This is a genomic window from Bifidobacterium colobi, from assembly GCF_018555455.1.
In the GTDB taxonomy this organism is placed as follows: domain Bacteria; phylum Actinomycetota; class Actinomycetes; order Actinomycetales; family Bifidobacteriaceae; genus Bifidobacterium; species Bifidobacterium colobi.
On the sequence record NZ_JAFEJU010000005.1, the window covers coordinates 69,443 to 88,882 of the forward strand.

9 protein-coding genes are annotated in these 19,440 nt (G+C 56.1%); 2 read left to right on the plus strand and 7 right to left on the minus strand.

Annotated elements, in window-relative coordinates:
* Window positions 1–3 precede the first annotated feature (3 nt).
* Both JS530_RS08210 and pgsA read right to left on the minus strand, forming a co-directional pair.
* Entirely contained in the window at window positions 4–576 is a 573-nt protein-coding gene (locus tag JS530_RS08210; protein WP_425350863.1) for a CinA family protein, read from the minus strand.
* A gap of 157 nt (window positions 577–733) precedes the next feature.
* On the minus strand, window positions 734–1,402 hold the full coding sequence (gene pgsA, locus JS530_RS08215) for a CDP-diacylglycerol--glycerol-3-phosphate 3-phosphatidyltransferase (protein WP_214376696.1): 669 nt from the start codon (window positions 1,400–1,402) through the stop codon (window positions 734–736).
* 206 nt (window positions 1,403–1,608) lie between these two features.
* Here pgsA and JS530_RS08220 point away from each other — a divergent pair, with 206 nt between their 5' ends.
* Window positions 1,609–2,946 carry a metallophosphoesterase family protein gene (locus JS530_RS08220; protein ID WP_214376697.1) on the plus strand — a complete coding sequence of 446 codons (1,338 nt, stop codon included), beginning with the start codon at window positions 1,609–1,611 and terminating at the stop codon, window positions 2,944–2,946.
* On the plus strand, window positions 2,943–6,383 hold the full coding sequence (locus tag JS530_RS08225) for an AAA family ATPase (RefSeq protein ID WP_214376698.1): 3,441 nt from the start codon (window positions 2,943–2,945) through the stop codon (window positions 6,381–6,383). Before JS530_RS08220 ends, JS530_RS08225 begins: the two co-directional genes overlap by 4 nt.
* Window positions 6,384–6,558: 175 nt before the next feature.
* On the opposite strand, the gene JS530_RS08230 is transcribed toward JS530_RS08225, so the two are convergent.
* The 5 genes from JS530_RS08230 to JS530_RS08245 all read right to left on the minus strand — a co-directional run bounded on the left by JS530_RS08230 (window position 6,559) and on the right by JS530_RS08245 (window position 19,429).
* The gene (locus JS530_RS08230; protein WP_214376699.1) at window positions 6,559–10,005 is read right to left on the minus strand and encodes a Swt1 family HEPN domain-containing protein; all 3,447 of its coding nucleotides are present in this window, start codon (window positions 10,003–10,005) and stop codon (window positions 6,559–6,561) included.
* 31 nt (window positions 10,006–10,036) lie between these two features.
* Window positions 10,037–12,442, minus strand: coding sequence for a DUF1156 domain-containing protein (locus JS530_RS08235; protein ID WP_240541153.1), 2,406 nt, complete (start codon window positions 12,440–12,442; stop codon window positions 10,037–10,039).
* Window positions 12,366–12,794 carry a DUF1156 domain-containing protein gene (locus JS530_RS10835; protein WP_240541154.1) on the minus strand — a complete coding sequence of 143 codons (429 nt, stop codon included), beginning with the start codon at window positions 12,792–12,794 and terminating at the stop codon, window positions 12,366–12,368. Before JS530_RS10835 ends, JS530_RS08235 begins: the two co-directional genes overlap by 77 nt.
* A 133-nt stretch (window positions 12,795–12,927) precedes the next feature.
* Entirely contained in the window at window positions 12,928–16,464 is a 3,537-nt protein-coding gene (locus tag JS530_RS08240; protein WP_214376700.1) for a helicase-related protein, read from the minus strand.
* A 10-nt stretch (window positions 16,465–16,474) separates the two neighbouring features.
* Entirely contained in the window at window positions 16,475–19,429 is a 2,955-nt protein-coding gene (locus tag JS530_RS08245; RefSeq protein ID WP_214376701.1) for an FtsK/SpoIIIE family DNA translocase, read from the minus strand.
* Window positions 19,430–19,440 lie beyond the last annotated feature (11 nt).

Sequence of the window (19,440 nt, forward strand, 5' to 3'; positions counted from 1 at the left end):
CGACTATTGCAGCAATCCGTTCAAGTGCTTCAGCACGTTGAACACCGTCTGTAATCGCACCGATTCACGGGTGCCGGAGAGGCGCAGCTCCACGGCTTCGATACGCGGGTTCACGCCGGATGCGGACGTAGCTCCGCCCGCAAGCTCTGCTGGGATGCTGAATCCGATGTACACCAATCCCGCCGGTTTGTCGCCATCTGGGCCGGGGCCGGCCACACCCGTGGTGGAAAGGCCGATGATTCGCTCGCCATACTCCGGCTGTGCGTATAGCTTCGCCGTTGCCGCAGCCATCTGCCGCGCCACCTCGGGATGCACGGCACCTTCACGCTCCAACAAGTCATGATCAACGCCCAATATGGACGCCTTGGCTTTGATGTCGTAGGTGACGGCCGAGCCGAGGAACACATGCGAAGCCCCCGGAATACGCACGAAAGCATCCGCAAGCAGTCCGCCGGTCAGCGATTCGGCGCACGCGATTTTCGCGCTATGTGCCTCGCAAGTCTTCAGAATCCGCACAGCTGCATCATCACAGGCTAGGCGCAGTTGACGCTCGTCCATAGTACTCACCGTTCCCATAGCAACAATCCTCTCTGGGCACACACCCAGCAGTACTTCATCTCGCATAATCAGCTTGCGCACGCATAAGCTCCTGCATACACTAGCCGCTACGAAAATGGGATGCAGCCTAAGCCGCATCCCATCCCACGTTTCCTATATGACCCGAGGCATCGATTTACTTCTCAGCCTTCTTCGGCGCCACAAACGTGTTGTACAGGTACACACCACCGGAGTAGAGGCAGAGCACCAATGCCACGTAAATAATCGTGTACGTCAGGAAGTAGTAGGCGGTGAGCCACAGGGGCGTGGTGGCGCTCGTCTCAAACGTCCACATCGGCAGCAGCAGCATGGACAGGCCAACGCACTGGAACACGGTCTTCAACTTGCCGGGCCATGCGGCGGCGATCACCTTGCCGCCCGGGCGCTCCATGACGAAGAAGCGCATCACGGTGATGCCGATCTCGCGAATCAGAAACAGAATGGTGACCCACCAGCCGAGTTCGCCGAACACGGAGCAGACAATCATGGCGCCACAGGTCAGCAGCTTGTCTGCAATCGGGTCCATGAGCTTGCCCATTTCGGTGACCTGATTGTATTTACGAGCCATCCAGCCGTCGATTTTATCGGTGGATGCGGCGATGATGAACAGCACTGCTGCGACCCAGCGCAGCGTGGTGTTGTCCGCCCCCCATTCGCCGGCCATGACATCCAGTACCAGGAAGATGATCACCAGTACGATGCGCGAATATGTGACCAGATTCGGCGGCGCATTCCATCCGTCAAAAATCGATGCCTTAGCTTTGGCTTCAGCTTCAACCTGCTTACCCGTTGATTCACTACTCATACCGCTCACGTTACCCCCATAGTTCTACCTTGGGTAATCGCGGGCTGATTATCCGGTTAGTATTGCGTGACTCTTAGCCGAAAAAGCACTGAGGGAAAATTTTTACCCACCTTGATTTTCGCCCTTAGAATGCAAACAACACAGACAACGGAACACAGCGGCAACCGCACGAATACATGCGACTGTCGCTCAAACAAGGAGGCGGCATGAGAGTACTGCATACATCCGATTGGCATATCGGGCGCCGGTTCAAGGGCGTGAGTTTGCTGGAATATCAGCGCAATGCTTTGGCATGGTTGATTGAGCTGATTCAACGCGAGCATGTTGAGGTACTGTGTGTGGCCGGCGATGTTTATGATCTGTCCATGCCGTCGAGCGACGCGGTGCGACTGTTCAATGAGATGTTCGCGCAGCTTGGCCATGTGAAGGTAGACGGTAAACCATTGGAAATCATCATGACTCCGGGCAATCATGATTCCGCTGTAAGGCTCGGCGCCGGCGCTGCACTGATGCAGCCGAATATCCATATGCGCTGTGAAATCGATGGTATTGCCGAGCCGGTGCTGATTGAACGCGGCAACGAACGATTGGCCGTGTACGCACTGCCGTATCTCGACCCGGATGCTGCGCGCTCCCAGTTGCAAGGCATGCTGGATGAGCATGACATCGATTACCATATTCCTCGCTCTCATGAGGGCATGATGAGGGCGGCGCTGGAGCTGATTACCCGCGATATTGCGCAGCAACGAACTCGATGCCCACAGTTGACTGCACTGTTGATGGCTCATGCGTTCGTCAGTGGTGCGCAGTCCTGCGATTCCGAACGCGCAATCACCGTGGGCGGTCTGGATAGTGTGCCTGCCGAACTGTTCTCGCATTCCGGTCTGGATTATCTGGCGCTGGGACACTTGCATCGTCCGCAGCGGGTTTCGATTCCTGAATTACCCGTGGAACAGTCCACGTTTGCGCTTGATCGCACGCCTCAGGCTCGGTACAGCGGTTCGCTGCTCGCCTATTCGTTCTCCGAAAGTCTTGATCCGCCACAGGTGGGCAACGGGAAAAGTGTGGTGCTGTTCGAGGCGACGGATGCTGGAGTAAGCGGTTTCGACACAGTGACGGTTGATTCCAAAGAACCGCCGTTCGCACAGTTGGAGGGCACGCTGGAGGAGATTCAAGGCAATGCGGCAGAGCACCGCAATGATTGGGTGTCGGTCAACGTGCATGTGAGCGAGTTCCCGCAAGGGCTGTACCAGAAAATTGATAGCTGGTATCCACATGCGTTGGAGAAAAACGTGATCTATGACCGCACGCCAGGCAACGAGCGCAGCACCACCATCGATTTGCGCAACGTGACCTCTGAAGCGGAAGTACTCAATCGATTCGTGCTGGATCGGCTCAACCGCGAACCGGATAAGGCGGAGCAACGAGTACTGCAGTCCACGATTGAACGAGTGCGCAAACAGTATGCGGAATATGCCGGCGGCAATGCTGTCGGTGCACATGATGAAACGATGACCGATAGTGATGAAGGAGTGTTGCGATGAAACTGATTGCCATGAAATTCCGGGGCGTGGGCCCGTACAAGGGTGAGTTCGCCATTGATTTCGCCGCGCTGACCAGTTCGCACATGTTTTTGATCGACGGCGAGACCGGTGCCGGTAAAACCACGATTTTGGATTGCCTGACGTTTGCCCTGTATGGCGGCACGTCCGGGGCAACGTCCAGCGGCGAGGAAACGGAATCGAAGCAACGTTTTCGTTCGCGTTTTCTTATGAACGAACGTACGGAAACCTATGTTGATCTGATCTTCAAAGCCGGCAACGACTACTACGAGATTCGTCGCACGCCTTCGTATGATCACCCCACACTCAACGGCAATAAGCCCACCACCAGGCACTCGTCCAAGGCCACGCTCTTGCACATCAACCGTGGCCTTCAGGCCGTGATTGAGGAGAGGATTAACGACCCGGAACGATATTTCGACTATGCGCAGGAGAAAAACCATGCGGAGGCGGTTGCTTCAAAAGAAAAGGAAGTAGGCGTTCAAATCACGCGACTGATCGGCCTGAATCGCAAGCAGTTCAGCCGTACGATCATGCTGGCGCAAGGGCAGTTCGCTGAATTCCTGAAAATGAAGCCGGAGGATCGTACCGGGCTGGTCAAGGACCTGCTGGGTGCGGAAATCTATCAGCAGATTCAGGACGATTTGAATGAACAGCGCAAGGCGTTGCAGGGCACGGTCAACGACAATGCCTCCAGTTTGAAGAGCCAGATCGCGAATGCACGCGTCATCGCCGATCAGATAGTGAGTCCTGATATCGCCGCGCAACCCGGCGCACAGCACGATCCGCAGCAGCTGGATGCACTGTCGGAAGAAGCACAACAAGCACAACCGGTGGATACACAACATCCTAATACCCAACAGTGGGGTTTGAATGATGCCGAGCAGCTTGACTACCCGGTGCGCTCGGCCAGCGAAATTCATGATGCCCTTACCGATACGATTACCAACGTATCCGCAACACTCAAGCAGCTCGTGAAAGACGGAGAATCCGAGCAAGAGCAAGCCCAGAAGGACGCTGAATCAGCCCAACGCCGCAGGCAGACAGTTGAGCAACTGCGAGGCTATGCACTGCAAGAAAAAGAAGATCTTGATGCAGTCCATAATCTTCACGCCCGGCACAATGCATACAAGGAATGGAAGCACCGGATTGCTTCTTCCGACGAAGCGCAACCCATTATCGACAAGCACCATGAATTGATGCGCGCTGAAAAAGCTCACGAACAACAAGACGAGCAGCTGAAGGACACACAGGATATGCTCGACGCATATCCTCCCCGCGCAACCCTCGAACAGGAGCGTGATGCTGCCACCGCAGCAGGCGCCCGAGAGAAGGATGCACTTGTCGCACTCGAACAGGCAACAGCACATCAGCATCTGGTTGAGAACGCCAAGGAAGCGCAACAGCAATATGAGCAAGCAGCAACACATCACGCTCATGCCCAGAGCGCTTTGCAAGAGTGCGTCGAAACGTTGCAGTCGTTCAGAAGCGCTGATGATATTCAGGCGGAGATTACACAGGCCAACCAGCGTCTCGGCGGTCGAAAGGGACTTACTGACCAACTGGAGCATAGTCGCAAAATGCTCCAATATGCCGAGGAAGCGCAACAGTTGGCGGATGAAACGATTCCCGCCACACGCAAGAAGCTTGACGAGGCAGAACAGCATGAAGAGGACGCTCAGCGCACACTGGAAACGATGCGCGCAGCCATCTTGCGGTCCGGTGCCGCACAATACGCAGAGGGTCTTGCCGAGGGTCAACCCTGCCCGGTATGTGGCAGCACGCATCATCCGCAGCTTGCGAGCCAACCGGATTCCTCGGTAAGTCAGCAGGAGTTGAAAGCTCTGGAAAAGCGCTATGAGGATGCCCGTGAGAGCACCGAAAAGCTTCGCAATACGCTTACTGGCCTCTCCAACACATTGAGTGCCAAACGCGAACAATCCGAACAGCTTTCCATTGAACAGGCTCAGCGGAATATCGAAGAAATCCAGCAGCAACTCAACGATTTGGATAGCACGGAACAGCACCTTGTCCGATTGCAAGACGAGCTTCACTCCGTTAACAAGGCCACGCAAGCTGTCAACGATGCGAAAACAGTTCAGGCCACGGCGGAGGAAAGCGAACATAACGCACAGAAGCGGCTCAACACAGCGGTTCAGGATGCCAAGGGCTATACCGATGAGTCCGTACGCAAGGAACGCGAGCAAGCCGAGAACGCACGAGATACGGCTCAAGAGCAGCAGCAACGAGCCAAGAATTTGCAGCGCAAGCTTGACGAGCTCGATGCGTTGGAGAAACGTCACGCCGAGCAGCGAGCCACATGGAACGAGCAACAACGCCAGATCAAGGAAATCCAGCAGGCAATCGACGGGCTGCTTACCGCTAGCCAGTTCTCCACGGTTCTGGATGCTTGCAATGCCGCTCTGGATGAGCAGCAGCGGGAGGCACTGCAGACATCCGTCGAACAGTACGATACGGAAGTCACGGAGGCACAGGCTCATCTGCAACGCACCCGTGAGGAATTCCGTCATGCCATAGCAGATCTCGATGATGCCATGAAACAAGCACTCGATCTTGCATCCGTTACCAAGTCCGCAAAGGATGATTCCACAACGGCAGTCTCCGCAGATGCGGTGGCATACTGCGATGACGGAACGCTCACCTCTTTGGGTAACGCTGTAAGCCAGCTCGATCTCGATACGTTCCAAGAACAGGAGCAGCAAGCCACCGACCGTCTCACCAAGGCGAACACTGCCTCCGGTAGTTTGCAGACCGTGAGCAGCACCTGGCATGCTGCCGCCACGAAACTCAAGACAAGCGTCACCACATGGCAGCAGTCAGTAACGAAGTTCGAACCGTTGCAGCGCATGGCATCTCTGGCGAACGCGGATCAGAACTCCCCTTCCGCAGACAAGCGGAAAATGTCGCTCATCACCTTCGCCGTAACCGAACGATTCCGCGATGTGCTCGACCGTGCGAACGATCTGCTGAACGATATTCAAGGTGGCGTGTACGAACTCCAATTGGATCAGGACTCTGAACAGAGTACAGCCGGCAGTAAGAAGCTGGGATTGGCCATTACCGTATTCGACCGCAGAACCGAGGAGAAACGTAGCACGGCCACACTTTCCGGCGGCGAGACATTCTTCGTGTCGCTCGCTTTGGCGTTGGCGTTGGCGGATATCATCCAAGCGGAAAACGGCGGCATCGCCATGGATACGCTGTTCGTGGACGAGGGATTCGGCTCACTGTCCGAGGAGTATTTGGACGATGTGATGGACATGCTGCGCCGCATCGCCAAAACACGCGATATCGGCATCATCTCCCACGTCGGCATCTTGAAAGACCAGATTGCTGAGAAAATCTCCGTCAGCCGCGTCACCCCCAACGGCGAAAGCCGCTTGGAGGTGCTGGCGTAGGCTGATAGCAGCCGCATCATCTATGTGATGCAGTCATATGCACTCATAACAACACCGCATAAGCAGCACTGCACTGCATAAAACAGCACCATATAAGCAGCATATTCCGGCAGCCAAGGCAGCAACCGTATGCGGATCGTAATCCAACTGATTACGATCCGCATTGTTATTGCTATCAGGATTCCTCAAAACCAGAGTTGTGCAGTTTCAGGTTCTTGGCGTTATCGCTGATGATGCGGATGGCATCGTCGTCAAAGCCACTGGGTTTTTCAGCGTGAATCTCCAAGCTCAGGGAGATGCTTGCGCCGGCGAACCGAAGCTGATCGAGGATACCCTCAGTAATACGCGCAAGGTCACGGTTCAGCGAATCCGGATCAAGCGTGGCAGTACCGTAGTAGCGCTTCTTCTTTACCGACGCCGGCTCAACCACCGTAGGCATCACACTGTCATTTGGTTCTTTTGGCTCAACCAGCTGCGCATCAGATACTCCGTTTTCTGCCTGATGCAGAGTTGGTTCTTGCCCCTGAGCGTCATGTGACGCTATGAGCTCTCCGGTCTCAGCTTCAACATGGGACTGTTTATCGGCCTCATGCCGAACACGAGTCGCATTCCAATCGGCCATCGCCACATCCCAGTCCACGATGAGTGTGGAATCGGTCACCCGCACCACGGCATGGGCGTTGGTTTCACCAGGAATAACGAGGTTCTGGAAGAGACCATCATCGTACCGACCGGATGCGATGGCAAATCGATCATCACTGGTTAGTACGGCACTGGGCGCTTCTTCGATGGCATGGTTGAACACTTCGCGATCAACCAGTCGCGGCATATACGGGAATCTTGTGATGCACTCCCACACCGTCTTCGCCGACAACACACCATTCACGAATGCGGAAGCGAGGTAATCATGAATGGCATGGCCCAATTCACTTGCCGCCCATACCGGTATGAGCTGTTCCTCATTCTGTAACCTGCTTCCCGTACGCTCGGCCAATGAGTCGCCGCCACTGTCCGAAATGCGCATATCGGCCAACCGGTACGCACTCTTGGGGTCAATCTGCTCAGGATAAATGCACCAGCAGTACGCGTTACGGACGCGATCAGTCAGCGTCTTGTCGAATCCAGCCAAGGCATTCTTGGCCTGTTCCACCTGCTGTCGGGTGAGATTTAGCTGCACTTCGTCTTCAATCACGTGCTTCCACCCGAGATAGGAGCGGGCGGCATCCTCCGCAAAGCCAAGCGCGCTGCGGTCCGCTGCGAGGAACACCAACATATTGCGGTTGGCTCGCTGAGCGGAGCCACGATGCTCTATCGCATCACGCACCCACTGCTTCACATCGGACGCTTCGCCTTCGCCTTTGGCCATAGCCCACTTCGGGTGCATGACAACAAGCGTGATCTGGTCGGTATCCGGAATACCATCAGTACCTTCCGGAGCAACGCAGACACGGCGGAATTTGCCACGCCGAGCCGATGAGCCTTCCGGCTGAAGCCTACGCACGATTTCGTTGTACACGCTTGCCGGATCCTCACGCAGACGGTCGGCATAGTCACGAGCCGTCTTGGTGATGGATGGTTGCAGGCTATAGCGGTATGTGGAGCCTTCCACAAAGAAATATGTGGAACGCTGCTCAAGTTGGCTGACCGCCGTACCAAAGTTACCGTACACATCCCCGGGAGTGGCTGTGCCCAGCCACACATACTGCACACCGAGGCCCCTATTGGGCAGTCCTGCACGTGGCGCGGATCCCATGAACACTGCACGCGAAATACGCTGGGTGAGCGAACGCTGACCAAGCGCAGGCCTGTCATTGTCGATTTGCGCGGCCGTAGATTGCAGGCCAGACACATCTGTATCGATGATGGTTTTCCACGAATCAGGCAGATACTGGGCAAGATTCGAGTAAATGGTTTCAGAATCCAACGGAACAAAACCAGGGAGAATCAGCGGGTTTTTATCATCACCTGTCCACAACTCATGAATGATGGACGAGACCAGCGTCAGCACGCCACGCGTGCGCTGGAAATTCTCCAGACTCGACCAATCCTCATAGAGACGATCCAAGAGCTCCGGATGCAACGGGTATGAAGCACGAATGCGCTTGTCATAATCCGCACTGGTCACATCAGTCGGATACGTCTTCGGGTCAGCGCGGTACATGTCCACAAAACGCTTGGCCGTGAGTGCGATTTGTGCCTGTGCTTCCGCGTCAGGTTCCTCGAACAGACGCTTGCGCACGATTTCGAACGATTCGTCGCGCGTGGATGGCCGCCATTGGTCAGCTTGGCGACGCACGATCATCTGCAATCGTTTCAGAGCTTCCTGGCCATTCTCGCCGCCAACTTCCAGATTGGAGGCCTTACCACCATCCTCGGATGCAGGAATGGAGACAACAAGCATGCAATGCGGCACTGATGCCGCAGCCTCGGTCAGCGTCTGTGCGAACGTGAACTGGTCATCGAACGTGCCAGCAGGAAGATCGTCGCGACCAACCAACTGCTTGGCATACGCCACCCATTCGTCGATGAGGATGAGGCACGGGCTGTACTTGCGCAATAGTCGGTCGAGGGAATCCGCCGGCGGCTTGCCTGCGATGTCGTTTTCCGCCACCATCGCATAGCCTTCCGCACCGCCGAGCTGCCATGCGAGCTCACCCCAGATGGTATGTACTTGCGTACCGTCCGGTTTGATGCTTGGCTTGGCAACATTGAGCTGATTACCGACGATAGCGGCACGATGCACTGCACCTGGAGCCCACACCGGTACGCCGAGACCTGCCACAAGATTTTGCACATCGGACGACAGCTCAACAACCGATTTATCGCCGAACAAATGGTACAGCGCAAGCAGCGAGTGGGTTTTGCCGCCGCCAAAGTTCGTCTGGAGATTCACCACTGGCGAGCCGCTGTTGTCTCCTACCAAGCGTCGGATGGCACGCGTGAGCAGGTCGCGCAGGCCCTCGGTCAGGTAGGTACGGTTGTAGAACTCGACCGGATCACCATAGGCATTGCCCGGCACACACGAGGTCTGAGAAACCGCCACATCGTAGAGATTCGCCGCAAACTCGGACGCGGTGAACCGACCCGTGGCCACATCCATATGCGGCGTGATGACTTCACGCCACGGTTTCATGCCTTGCGTGGGATCTATAGAAATAATTTTGCGCTGGCTGGCCTTGCGCGTGTGATCCTCGTACACGGTACGTTGCAACGTGTCGCGCAACTTCCGCACATCGGCAGCGGAATCCGGCGCGTTGACGGCGTTCAGCAGCAGCTCGATGGTACTCAGGGCACGAATGGTCTCGTCCGAGGTAAACGGCTGGCTATGCGCCCACTGGTTTCGTGTCTCCCTCAGCTCGGATGCATACGACTGCTGGGCACGGGAAAGAATGCTATTAAATTCACGCCCGTACTCGGTAATGGCACGAAGCTGCACCTGCACATCATTTTTGCTCAGCGTTCGCAGTGGGGTGCCGTATCGCTGCTGGTCGGCTCTCGCCCACGCGTCTGTCCAATCCGGCGTATGGAATACGCTTCGCATTACCTCATCGACCGGGTCCACCAATCCTTCGGAAAGGAAGTCGAACGCTTTGCCGACACGGTCCCTGTTATTGATTGCCATGATGGAACTCCTTTATCCCGAATTCTTCCGCCTATACGTCCAATTCGCCCTGAAGCGGTGGTCGAACTACAGTCTCCTTGGATGACATAACCGACAGATCGTCCCACATGGAGACAAGACTGTTGAAGCGGATGGCTCCCTCAGTATCTTTACGTTTTTCGGCTTCGTGGTACATGCGGAAGCCCAACGCGCGAATATCCTCCAGAGACAGTAATTCACCAGCCTCAGCCATAACGGGAGCGACCTTATCCATGCCATTGGAATCAAGGATTCCAGCCATGCGCACACAGGCTTCCCAGAGGCTCACATGGTCGTCCTGCAAGGGCTTCCAGTTCACGTCATTCATCTCATCAGGTGTGAGCAGACGGGATTTGCCACCAGCAGCCTCGAACATACCGCCGCGAACCAGAGCATCGGGAGAAGTACCGCAGGCACGAGCCAACTGGTCAGCCATACCTGTGTTCTCCTGATTCCAACCGTATGACTGGTACCACTTCACGGCGAAGCGTGTATCGGGATCATAGCCGGAGTCCGCATCGCCCATGACCTCATCGACAGTGCGGTTGATGATTTCCAATGCTTTCTGGACAGGCATATCCGAACCGTCCGCTTCACGGATACGGGAGTACCGCGAATACACGCTGATACCCGGCCCAATGGCAGCCTGACTCAGATCGACGGGGTCGATGCCAGATGCCATCAATGTACGCAGTTCCTCAGTTAGTTCCGAACGCAGCACGCTGTTGAAGATACGCATTGTCACCGATGGAGCATCAGCAGAACGGGGACGGCAAGCAAGGACGATGGAGGAAGCGAGGGCGTTGGTTCCAACGCTTATCATGCGTCCGCCTCGTTCACTGCGAACCGGCAAGGTTGCCGTAATCTCCCATCCTGCTTTGATGAGACCATCAAGCAATGCATACCAACCCGTCGAGGTACCACTCTTCTCGTCCTGTTGCTTGTATGCGTAATACACCGTCATCGGCACATCAAGATTCGCCGTCTCTCGGATGTGTGCGAACACGTGGTTAAAACCATCCACAAAGAACTCGGCAGCGCCCTCCTTGCCACCATGACGGTATGGATTGGCGACCAGCTCCTGCGCCTTCGGCGTGAGCATCGTACGAACCGTGGACGGCAGCACGTCCTTCAGCATGCGCCGCAGCCACACATAGAAATAGTCCGACAGATCCGAGTAGCCGATGTTGTCGTAGTACGGTGGATCGGTGGACACCGCAACATTCGCGTAATTCCGCGTGGCCGCATCCGCCTGATGAGCCTCACACTGCGGACGCGCTGGTACATTCTGAATAGCCTCAGCGACCCAACCTATCTGACTGAGGATATTCCCAGAAGAAGAGGAAAACGGGTTAGTTTCCGCATAATCCCACGCCATAGGTATCGCCTGACGAGCAAAAACATTACGCAAGCCTTCACGATTGATATTCCAACCACAAATAGACGAGCTGTAATCGGTCTGACGGCTGACAGCAAGGGCTAGGTACACACTGATGGCATCCGCATACGCCTGCGCACCGGTGCCGCCCACATCCAGCGGCTCGCCCTGCGGCATGCCCTTGGCCAACGCATCCGCAAGTACCTGCTCGCGGACATCGGAGACAGTATCTGCGAGTGTCGTCAATACCGTCAACTGACGGTTCGTGAACAGGTCAGCAAACTCCGTCATACCGTAACGGAAAACATTTATTCGACCCGGCCAATCAAAGATGTCCCCATCTGGGTAGTCATCGGGTTTTCCACACATTGCGGTTATTGATTGTTGTTCATCTGCTGACAAATACAAGCGACCTCTACCGCCATCCGCAACAATAGCCATGAGCTGACTACCAATACGACCTTGCTGTCCCTCTTCGCGGATGTACTTAAAGTCAATAGGCGTTCCGTCAACAATGGAAATAGCACCCTTACGATTGACGGTTCCCTCGTCGTCACCCTTCGGCCCATCAGCATTATGCTGAACCTCGTAATGAATCTTGCCGTCCTCGACGATGGGCTTAATCCAAGCCTCGTGCCCCTTCTTCTTGCTGAGCCACCACGAACGGACAAGAGGAACCTGAACGGGATTCGCAGGATTCGGGTTGGTGACGGTACGTGCCCAAATCCAAGCGATGACGGTGTGCTCCTCGCCGTTCTCGTCTTTGACCTTGGGATACAGATGACCAACCTTCGCGAACGCCTTGTCGCGAAGCATTTTGCCGTAGTAGCGGATGTCGTCCGCCATGCCTTCGGCACGGTCCACCGAGGAAATCCTCGATTCTGGATTGACGGATGGTTGTCCGCAGAAACGCGCCGGAAAATCGATAAGCGCCTTGTTGAGGATTACCGGCAGCGGGTTCAGATCAGAGGCATGCGATTCCAGCCCGAGTCGCTGTGCTTCGAGCGGTATCGAACCGCCACCCGCGAACGGGTCGAGCACCGAGACCCCCCCCCGGGCACGATTCGGTAATCAAACGGTTGGCTTCACGGTACAGTTCAGCATCATTGATGTTCTCCCAACGAGCCAGACGTTCCATCAACCGATACAGTCGGGAACGTTCGGCATCCTGCGCTTCCACCGTGGGGAACTGTTCAGGGTGAGAAGACGGATCATCAACCAGTTGAGCGAACAGAATCGAACGAGTCGTAGCCAACGGGCGACGTGCCCAATACAAGTGCAACGTGGATGGGAGGCCGTGACGCAACGACTTCTCGCGAGCGGATTCCTCATTGATCTTCTTCAGCGGAATGCCCGTCTCAATAAGTTTCTTCCTGCGCGGCGCGTCCGTCATCACTAGCTCCTCACTTCCAGCACAACAATCTATTAAGGATTATTAAGGAAATCAGCACAAATTCCAAACGCCCACGCCGGCACATCGCCAATCATTAAAGAGTCTGTCGCACATTACTATCGCATGAACCCGGTTATCGAATGACTACTGGATCATATCCCCTGTTCCAGTAATCGGCTAACTGTTCATTGAACGATCGAGTCGACTGGGCTGGAGTGATGTGGCTGAATGCATCCCTCACATATCGGATAGTGTCGTGTTCCTGCCCGTCAGGACTCACACGGACAAGTGCAAGCCTGTGCCTATCACCTTGCGACTGCGCAAACGCCACTTCATTGGCGGTCACTGTGAACGTGTCCGCTTCGGGCAGGTCGATACGGCCTTTGACCTCAATGAAGTATGCACGACCTTGAGCGTCGGTGGAGCGAATGTCAAAACCCTTGTTGCTATGCGGCATCTCGGTTGGCGTATGGCCCAAACGACGTTCCACACGCATGGCCAGTGCAATGGCACGGCGGTCAACTTCTTCGGTTGATTGAGCAAAAGGTTTGGATTTCCTGATTGCCGTCGATGGTGTAATCAGCCGTTCAGGAACGATAAGCGCCATACCGCGAATAACCGCTGGCTTGGCCCGAAGCAGAACGTCCTCAGTCAACTCCCTTTCACGCTGACCAAGCCGTTCTTCCATCTCCTTGGCATGTTTCATGGCACGACCTGCGCTCATGTGCTTGCCATACTTGCCATGAAGTTCTTCATCATGGAGCCTGTTGTATTCGCCATACCAGTAGCTGATTTCCGCACCGAGTCGATCCTTGACCTGAGTGAGCACATGCTCGTTCTCAGCGCTTTTGCGAGCTTGCAGCTCGGCGAGTCTGGGCTTGGTGCCTTGTTCGTACACCATGCTGCGCATTACATCGGTATGATCAGCGTGGAGCCAGGAAGAATCAAGCAGTTGCGTAACGGCTCCGCTCTCCTCATCGCGTGGGCGATCATAATCCAAATACGGCGGTGCGGGAGAAAACGCCGGTTTATCATGCTCCCCGAGCTGAAGATAATCGAAATGCCTAGAGATGGCATCACCCTTCACGTCCGTGATTGTTTGTTCAGCGGCAACCATCAAGGTCGGCTCGTCAGGTTGCGTATCGGTACGATCCACGAATACCGTGCCATGGTCCAGAGTCTCGCCATATTGGTCGATGATGAGATTAGTGACGGCGTCGAGCAATGGCACGCCAGGCGCTATCAGCAGCGCATCCGGCTTGCCCTGTCCAAGATGTGTGAGGCGAGGTTCAAACGTGATGCGTTCATAGGCATCAGCAACCGTATGATGCCTGTCGATCTGCTCGGCGCGCTTGCGTATGGCAACTGGCACGTGGGTCAATTCCCAACGATTCGTTTCACGTTGACGTGCCATGCCTCCGAGGCGTTGGAAAGCAGACAGGAAGAACGCTGAAATATAACCCGGCTGGAGCTTGCGTTCGCGAGTCTTTTCCATCAGTTCACGTACTTCGCGCACATTGAGGCTGGGGTACATCTCTGGATGAGCGGATCGTTCGCTGATAAGCCCATCCAATCCTTGCTGCACGCTGCTGTCGATGACCTGGTCAAGTTTGGCTTGCACCTGCGGATCATCGCCGTATTGGATAGCTTGAATCATCAGATCCTTCAATGGCTTGCCGTCGAATGCCCTGCCATCACCCAATACGTTGAACAAGCGACCGCTGTAGGCTTTGCCTATCGTTTCAATCTTGCCCAGTAGTTTGCCATAGACTTCACCCTCGCGGGTATTCTTCGCTACGAGGTTCCATAAGAAGCAGGTGCGCTTCTGCCCGATACGGTGAATACGACCGAATCTTTGCTCGATGCGGTTCGGATTCCATGGCAAATCATAATTGACCATCAAATCAGCGCGTTGAAGGTTCAGCCCCTCACCTGCGGCATCCGTAGCCACAAGAATACGCACTGCAGGGTTACTGACGAACCGTTCCTGCACTGCCTTACGCTCATCACGGTTCATACCACCATGAATCACCGTTACCGCTTCAGGCTGCCCCAACAGCGAGGCGACACGGCGTGATAGATACGTGAGCGTATCCCGATGTTCAGTGAAAATAATCATCTTATGCGGCAGCTCGGCGGTACCCGAATCCAGAACGTGATGTTGGAGGATATCGGCGAGCTGTGACCATTTCGCATCCACGCCGGCGACACGAACCTCTTTGGCTTTGGCAACAAGATCATTCAGCACGCTGATTTCGTCAGCGAGTTCCTGCCCGGTGCGAGCTGCCGTGGCGGAGTCCACCACTTGATCAAGTTCCAATTCGAGTTGACCTTGCCCGTTCTCATCAGTCTCATCCCACAAATCGTCATAATCATCGACATCTGTTGGCTCATTGACTGACGGCTCAAATATTGCGGCAATGGCTTCTGGATTCTCCTTGATGCGACGCAACAAATCCGAGAGCCTGTCGCGACGGCGAATCAATGATTGGAGAATCGCTTCGGGACTCGATGCCAATCGACGTTGCAGAATAGTCAAAGCGAAGCCGATACTGTTGGCTCGCCGTCCATCAGCCTGCAGCAGTTTAGCGGCCGCGTTCATGCCAGAGCGCACGTAATTCGTCACATCCCGATACAAACCGGCCTCACCTGGCGATAATGCATACGACACGGTTTCCGCACGGCGTTCCGGGAACAGTGGTTTGCCGTCAAAGGTACGCAGATCTTCCTTGACCATGCGACGCATCAAGCCTTCGGTATCAGTATGTTGGTGACGTGACGGCTTATACAGTCCCGCGAACCGGCCACGGTCCAGCAATGACATGAACAATTGGAAATCCTGTTCCTTACCGGAATGCGGCGTGGCTGTCATCAGCAGTAGGTTTTCCGCTGTCTCAGCCAGCATCTCCCCTAGCCGGAACCTATTGGTGCGATCCAGATCACCATACTGGTTTTTGAAATGAGCACTCATGCGATGGGCCTCATCCACAATGGCGATATCCCAATGCACTTCGCCGATCATGTCGCTCAGTTCATCATTGCGTGCAACCTGGTCCATGCGGATAATAAGTCGGTCATGATCACGGAATGGATTGCCCGACGGGGACGTGAATCGCATAGCGGGATTCATCACTTCGAAGTCAAGCGAGAATTTCTGCGCGAGTTCATCATGCCATTGTTCAGCCAATCCACCCGGACAGACAATAGCTACGCGTTCAGCTGCCGAACGAAGCAGCATCTCCTTGATATAGAGACCGGCCATGATGGTTTTGCCGGCACCCGGATCGTCCGCCAACAGGAATCGCATGGGCACTTTGGGCAGCATATCCTCATATACGGCACGTATCTGATGAGGCAACGGGTCGATATTCGATGAATACACCGCAGCCATCGGATCATACAATGCAGCGTAATGAATGCGCAGCGCTTCGGCAGCCAGACGGAAATCATCCGGATCCGCATCGAAACGAGGACCGTCGTTTTCTCCGCCCGACAGGGAGCACGCCGCAGCAGCATCCGCATCGATTATTTCCCGACGAATAGTACCGTCCGGCATGGCATACACCACATCAATAGCATTACCTACCGGGAAAGTCGCCACTACTTTTACGAGCTGGTGTGGCACCAATCCGCGAATGCAACTGTTCGGCGTGATCTCCTCAAGCTTCATAGGCCGTCGCTTACTCTCCGCCGAGTTCGCATTGGGCGGGGGCCGAAGGAGTCAAAGACGTGGTTTCGCCGCGGATGAAGGCAAGGACCTGCGGCAGGTCCTGCGGCTGTACCAGCACTTCTCGTGCCTTCGAGCCTTCGGACGGGCCCACCACACCACGCGATTCCAACAAATCCATGAGTCGACCGGCCTTGGCGAAGCCGACGCGGAGCTTACGCTGCAGCATGGAGGTGGAACCGAACTGCGAGGTGACCACAAGCTCGGCGGCCTGCAGCAACACGTCCATATCGTCGCCGATCTCCTCGTCTATATCGGCGCCGCCCTTCTTCTCGGCTTCCTTGGCCATCTCCTCAATGTCTTCGCGGTACTTCGGCTTGCGCTGCGTGCGTACGAATTCCACAGCCTTGCGAATCTCCGATTCGGACACCCAGGAACCCTGCACACGAATCGGCTTGGCGGAGCCCATCGGCAGGAACAACGCGTCGCCCTGACCGATCAGGGTTTCCGCGCCCACCGTATCCAAAATGACTCGGGAATCCGTAGCCGAGGAGGTAGCGAACGCCAAGCGGGAAGGAATGTTGGCCTTGATGAGACCGGTCACCACGTCCACGGACGGGCGCTGCGTGGCAAGCACCAGATGCACGCCTGCCGCTCGCGCCAACTGCGTGATGCGCTGAATGGAGCTTTCCACATCGTTCTTGGCCACCATCATCAAATCGGCCATCTCGTCCACCACCACAAGGATGTACGGGTATGGAGCCACCTTGCGCTTGGAGCCAAGCGGCGCATGCACCTTGCCGGCGCGTACGGCCTCGTTGAAGTCCTTGACGTGGCGGAATCCGAAGTATTCCAGATCAGAGTAACGCGCGTCCATCTCCTTGACCACCCATTCCAATGCCTGCGCGGCCTTCTTCGGATCGGTGATGATCGGAGTCAACAGGTGCGGAATGCCCGCATAAGCGGACAGTTCCACGCGCTTCGGATCGACCATGATCAGACGCACCTGCTCAGGTGTGGCACGCATGATGATGGAGGTCAACATCGAGTTGATGAAGCTCGACTTACCGGAACCGGTGGCACCAGCCACTAGCAGATGCGGCATCTTGGTCAGGTCGGCGGTCACGAAGTGGCCCTCCACATCCTTGCCGATACCGGAAAGCATCGGGTTCGGATCATTCACGGCCTTATCGGAACGCAACACGTCACCCAAGTGCACGATCTCGCGATCCTCGTTCGGAATCTCAATGCCGATAGCCGATTTGCCGGGAATCGGCGAAAGGATACGCACATCGGAACTGGCCACCGCATACGCGATATTGCGCTGCAGGTTGGTGACCTTCTCCACCTTCACACCGGGGCCAAGTTCCACCTCATACTGGGTCACGGACGGGCCGCGCAGGAAGCCCACCACCTTGGCATCCACGTTGAACTGTTCAAACGTGGAAGTCAGCGCACGAATCACACGATCATTGGCGGGCGTGCGCATCGCATGCGGCTGTCCCTTGGTCAGCAGGTTCAAATCAGGCAACTGGTACGGGCGATTCTCATCATCATCGGCAGCCGCATCACCATCAGCGACCGCACCGGATTGGCCTACGCCGCTGCCATCCGCATCAGCACCTGCATATGGTGCCGTAGCATTGCCAGCATTACCAGCCGCACCGGCAGCTGCAGCGGCCGCACTCAGCGCCCATGGATCGTTTGCCGCAGCACCGGACGGCATCGCCACAGTCGCACCACCGCTGACAACACGCGGCACAGCGGCACCGGCAGCGCCAAGCGCCGCGTCTGCCGCGGCCCCGCTCAAAGCCGTAGTCGCGCCGACTGCATCATCGGCAAGCGGCGCATCACCCGCCACATGCGGGCGACCATCATAGGCGGACGAGGCAATCGTGCGGCCGCCTACACCAGAGCCAGTACCATGCGCACCCGCACCATCCAAAATCTCACCGGTCGACGAATCCACCACTGGGGTTTCCGCAGTGGCACCATGCTGGCTTGCCGCACGATCGAAGGGATCATCGGCAGCATAGCGATCCAGTCGCTTATCATCCTCATCCTTGGATTTATGCCCAAACAGACGGGTAAACCAACCAAACTTGCCGTCGCTCTCCCCCTCGTCGGCATCCTCGTCATCCGTGCCATCATGAGCGGGCACACCATCGGCGAACGCCAGCGTGGCATCGCCCAGACGTACCTCGTTCGGGAACTGCGAGCGACTGCCGTCCGCATCATCATCCGCAGCCTCATCCTTGGGCTTGTATGGTTTGCGCTGAACCATCGCCAGCAGTTTGCGCGCTTCCTCAGGCAGATCGGTCACATGTGTGCCGGTGATCATCAGCAGCGAGAACAGGCCGAACACCACGAACACCACGATGGCGAACGCGGCGGAAAGCCCCCACGCCAATGGAGAGCCGAGGAAGAAGCCGAACAGGCCACCGGCCGATTGCAGCACAGTGATATCGAATGTGGTGTGCCCTGAGGCGAGCGCCACGTCGATGATCGAGCAGATCGACCACATGAGCAGCACCCAGCCGGTGATCACGCGCGGATTGCTGGAGCCTCGCCCGGAATTGCGCATCAAGCGGAAGGCGACGGCGGCCAACAGCACCGGCAGTACCACGCTCATCACGCCGAGCACACCGGATGCCATGGCATGCAGCAGTCTGCCGAACGCGCCATTGACGCGGAACCATTCGGATGCGCAGAACAGCACCGCGAGAATGAGTAGCAGGAAGCACAGGCCGTCCCGACGGTAGGCGGGATCATAGTCGCCCACACCGGTGACCGCTCGCACACCGGAGCCGAACGCCCGCGGAATGGCGAGCAGGATTTTCTTCCATACCGGCTCGGGTTCGAAGTCGATCTCGGGTTGGACTTTGGTTTCGCCGTCGTGCGTGGAATCGTTCTCGCTGCTCTTCTTGCGGCGGGATGAGGTGCTGTTTGAGGATGCTGTACGTGCCATATCGCGTCTGA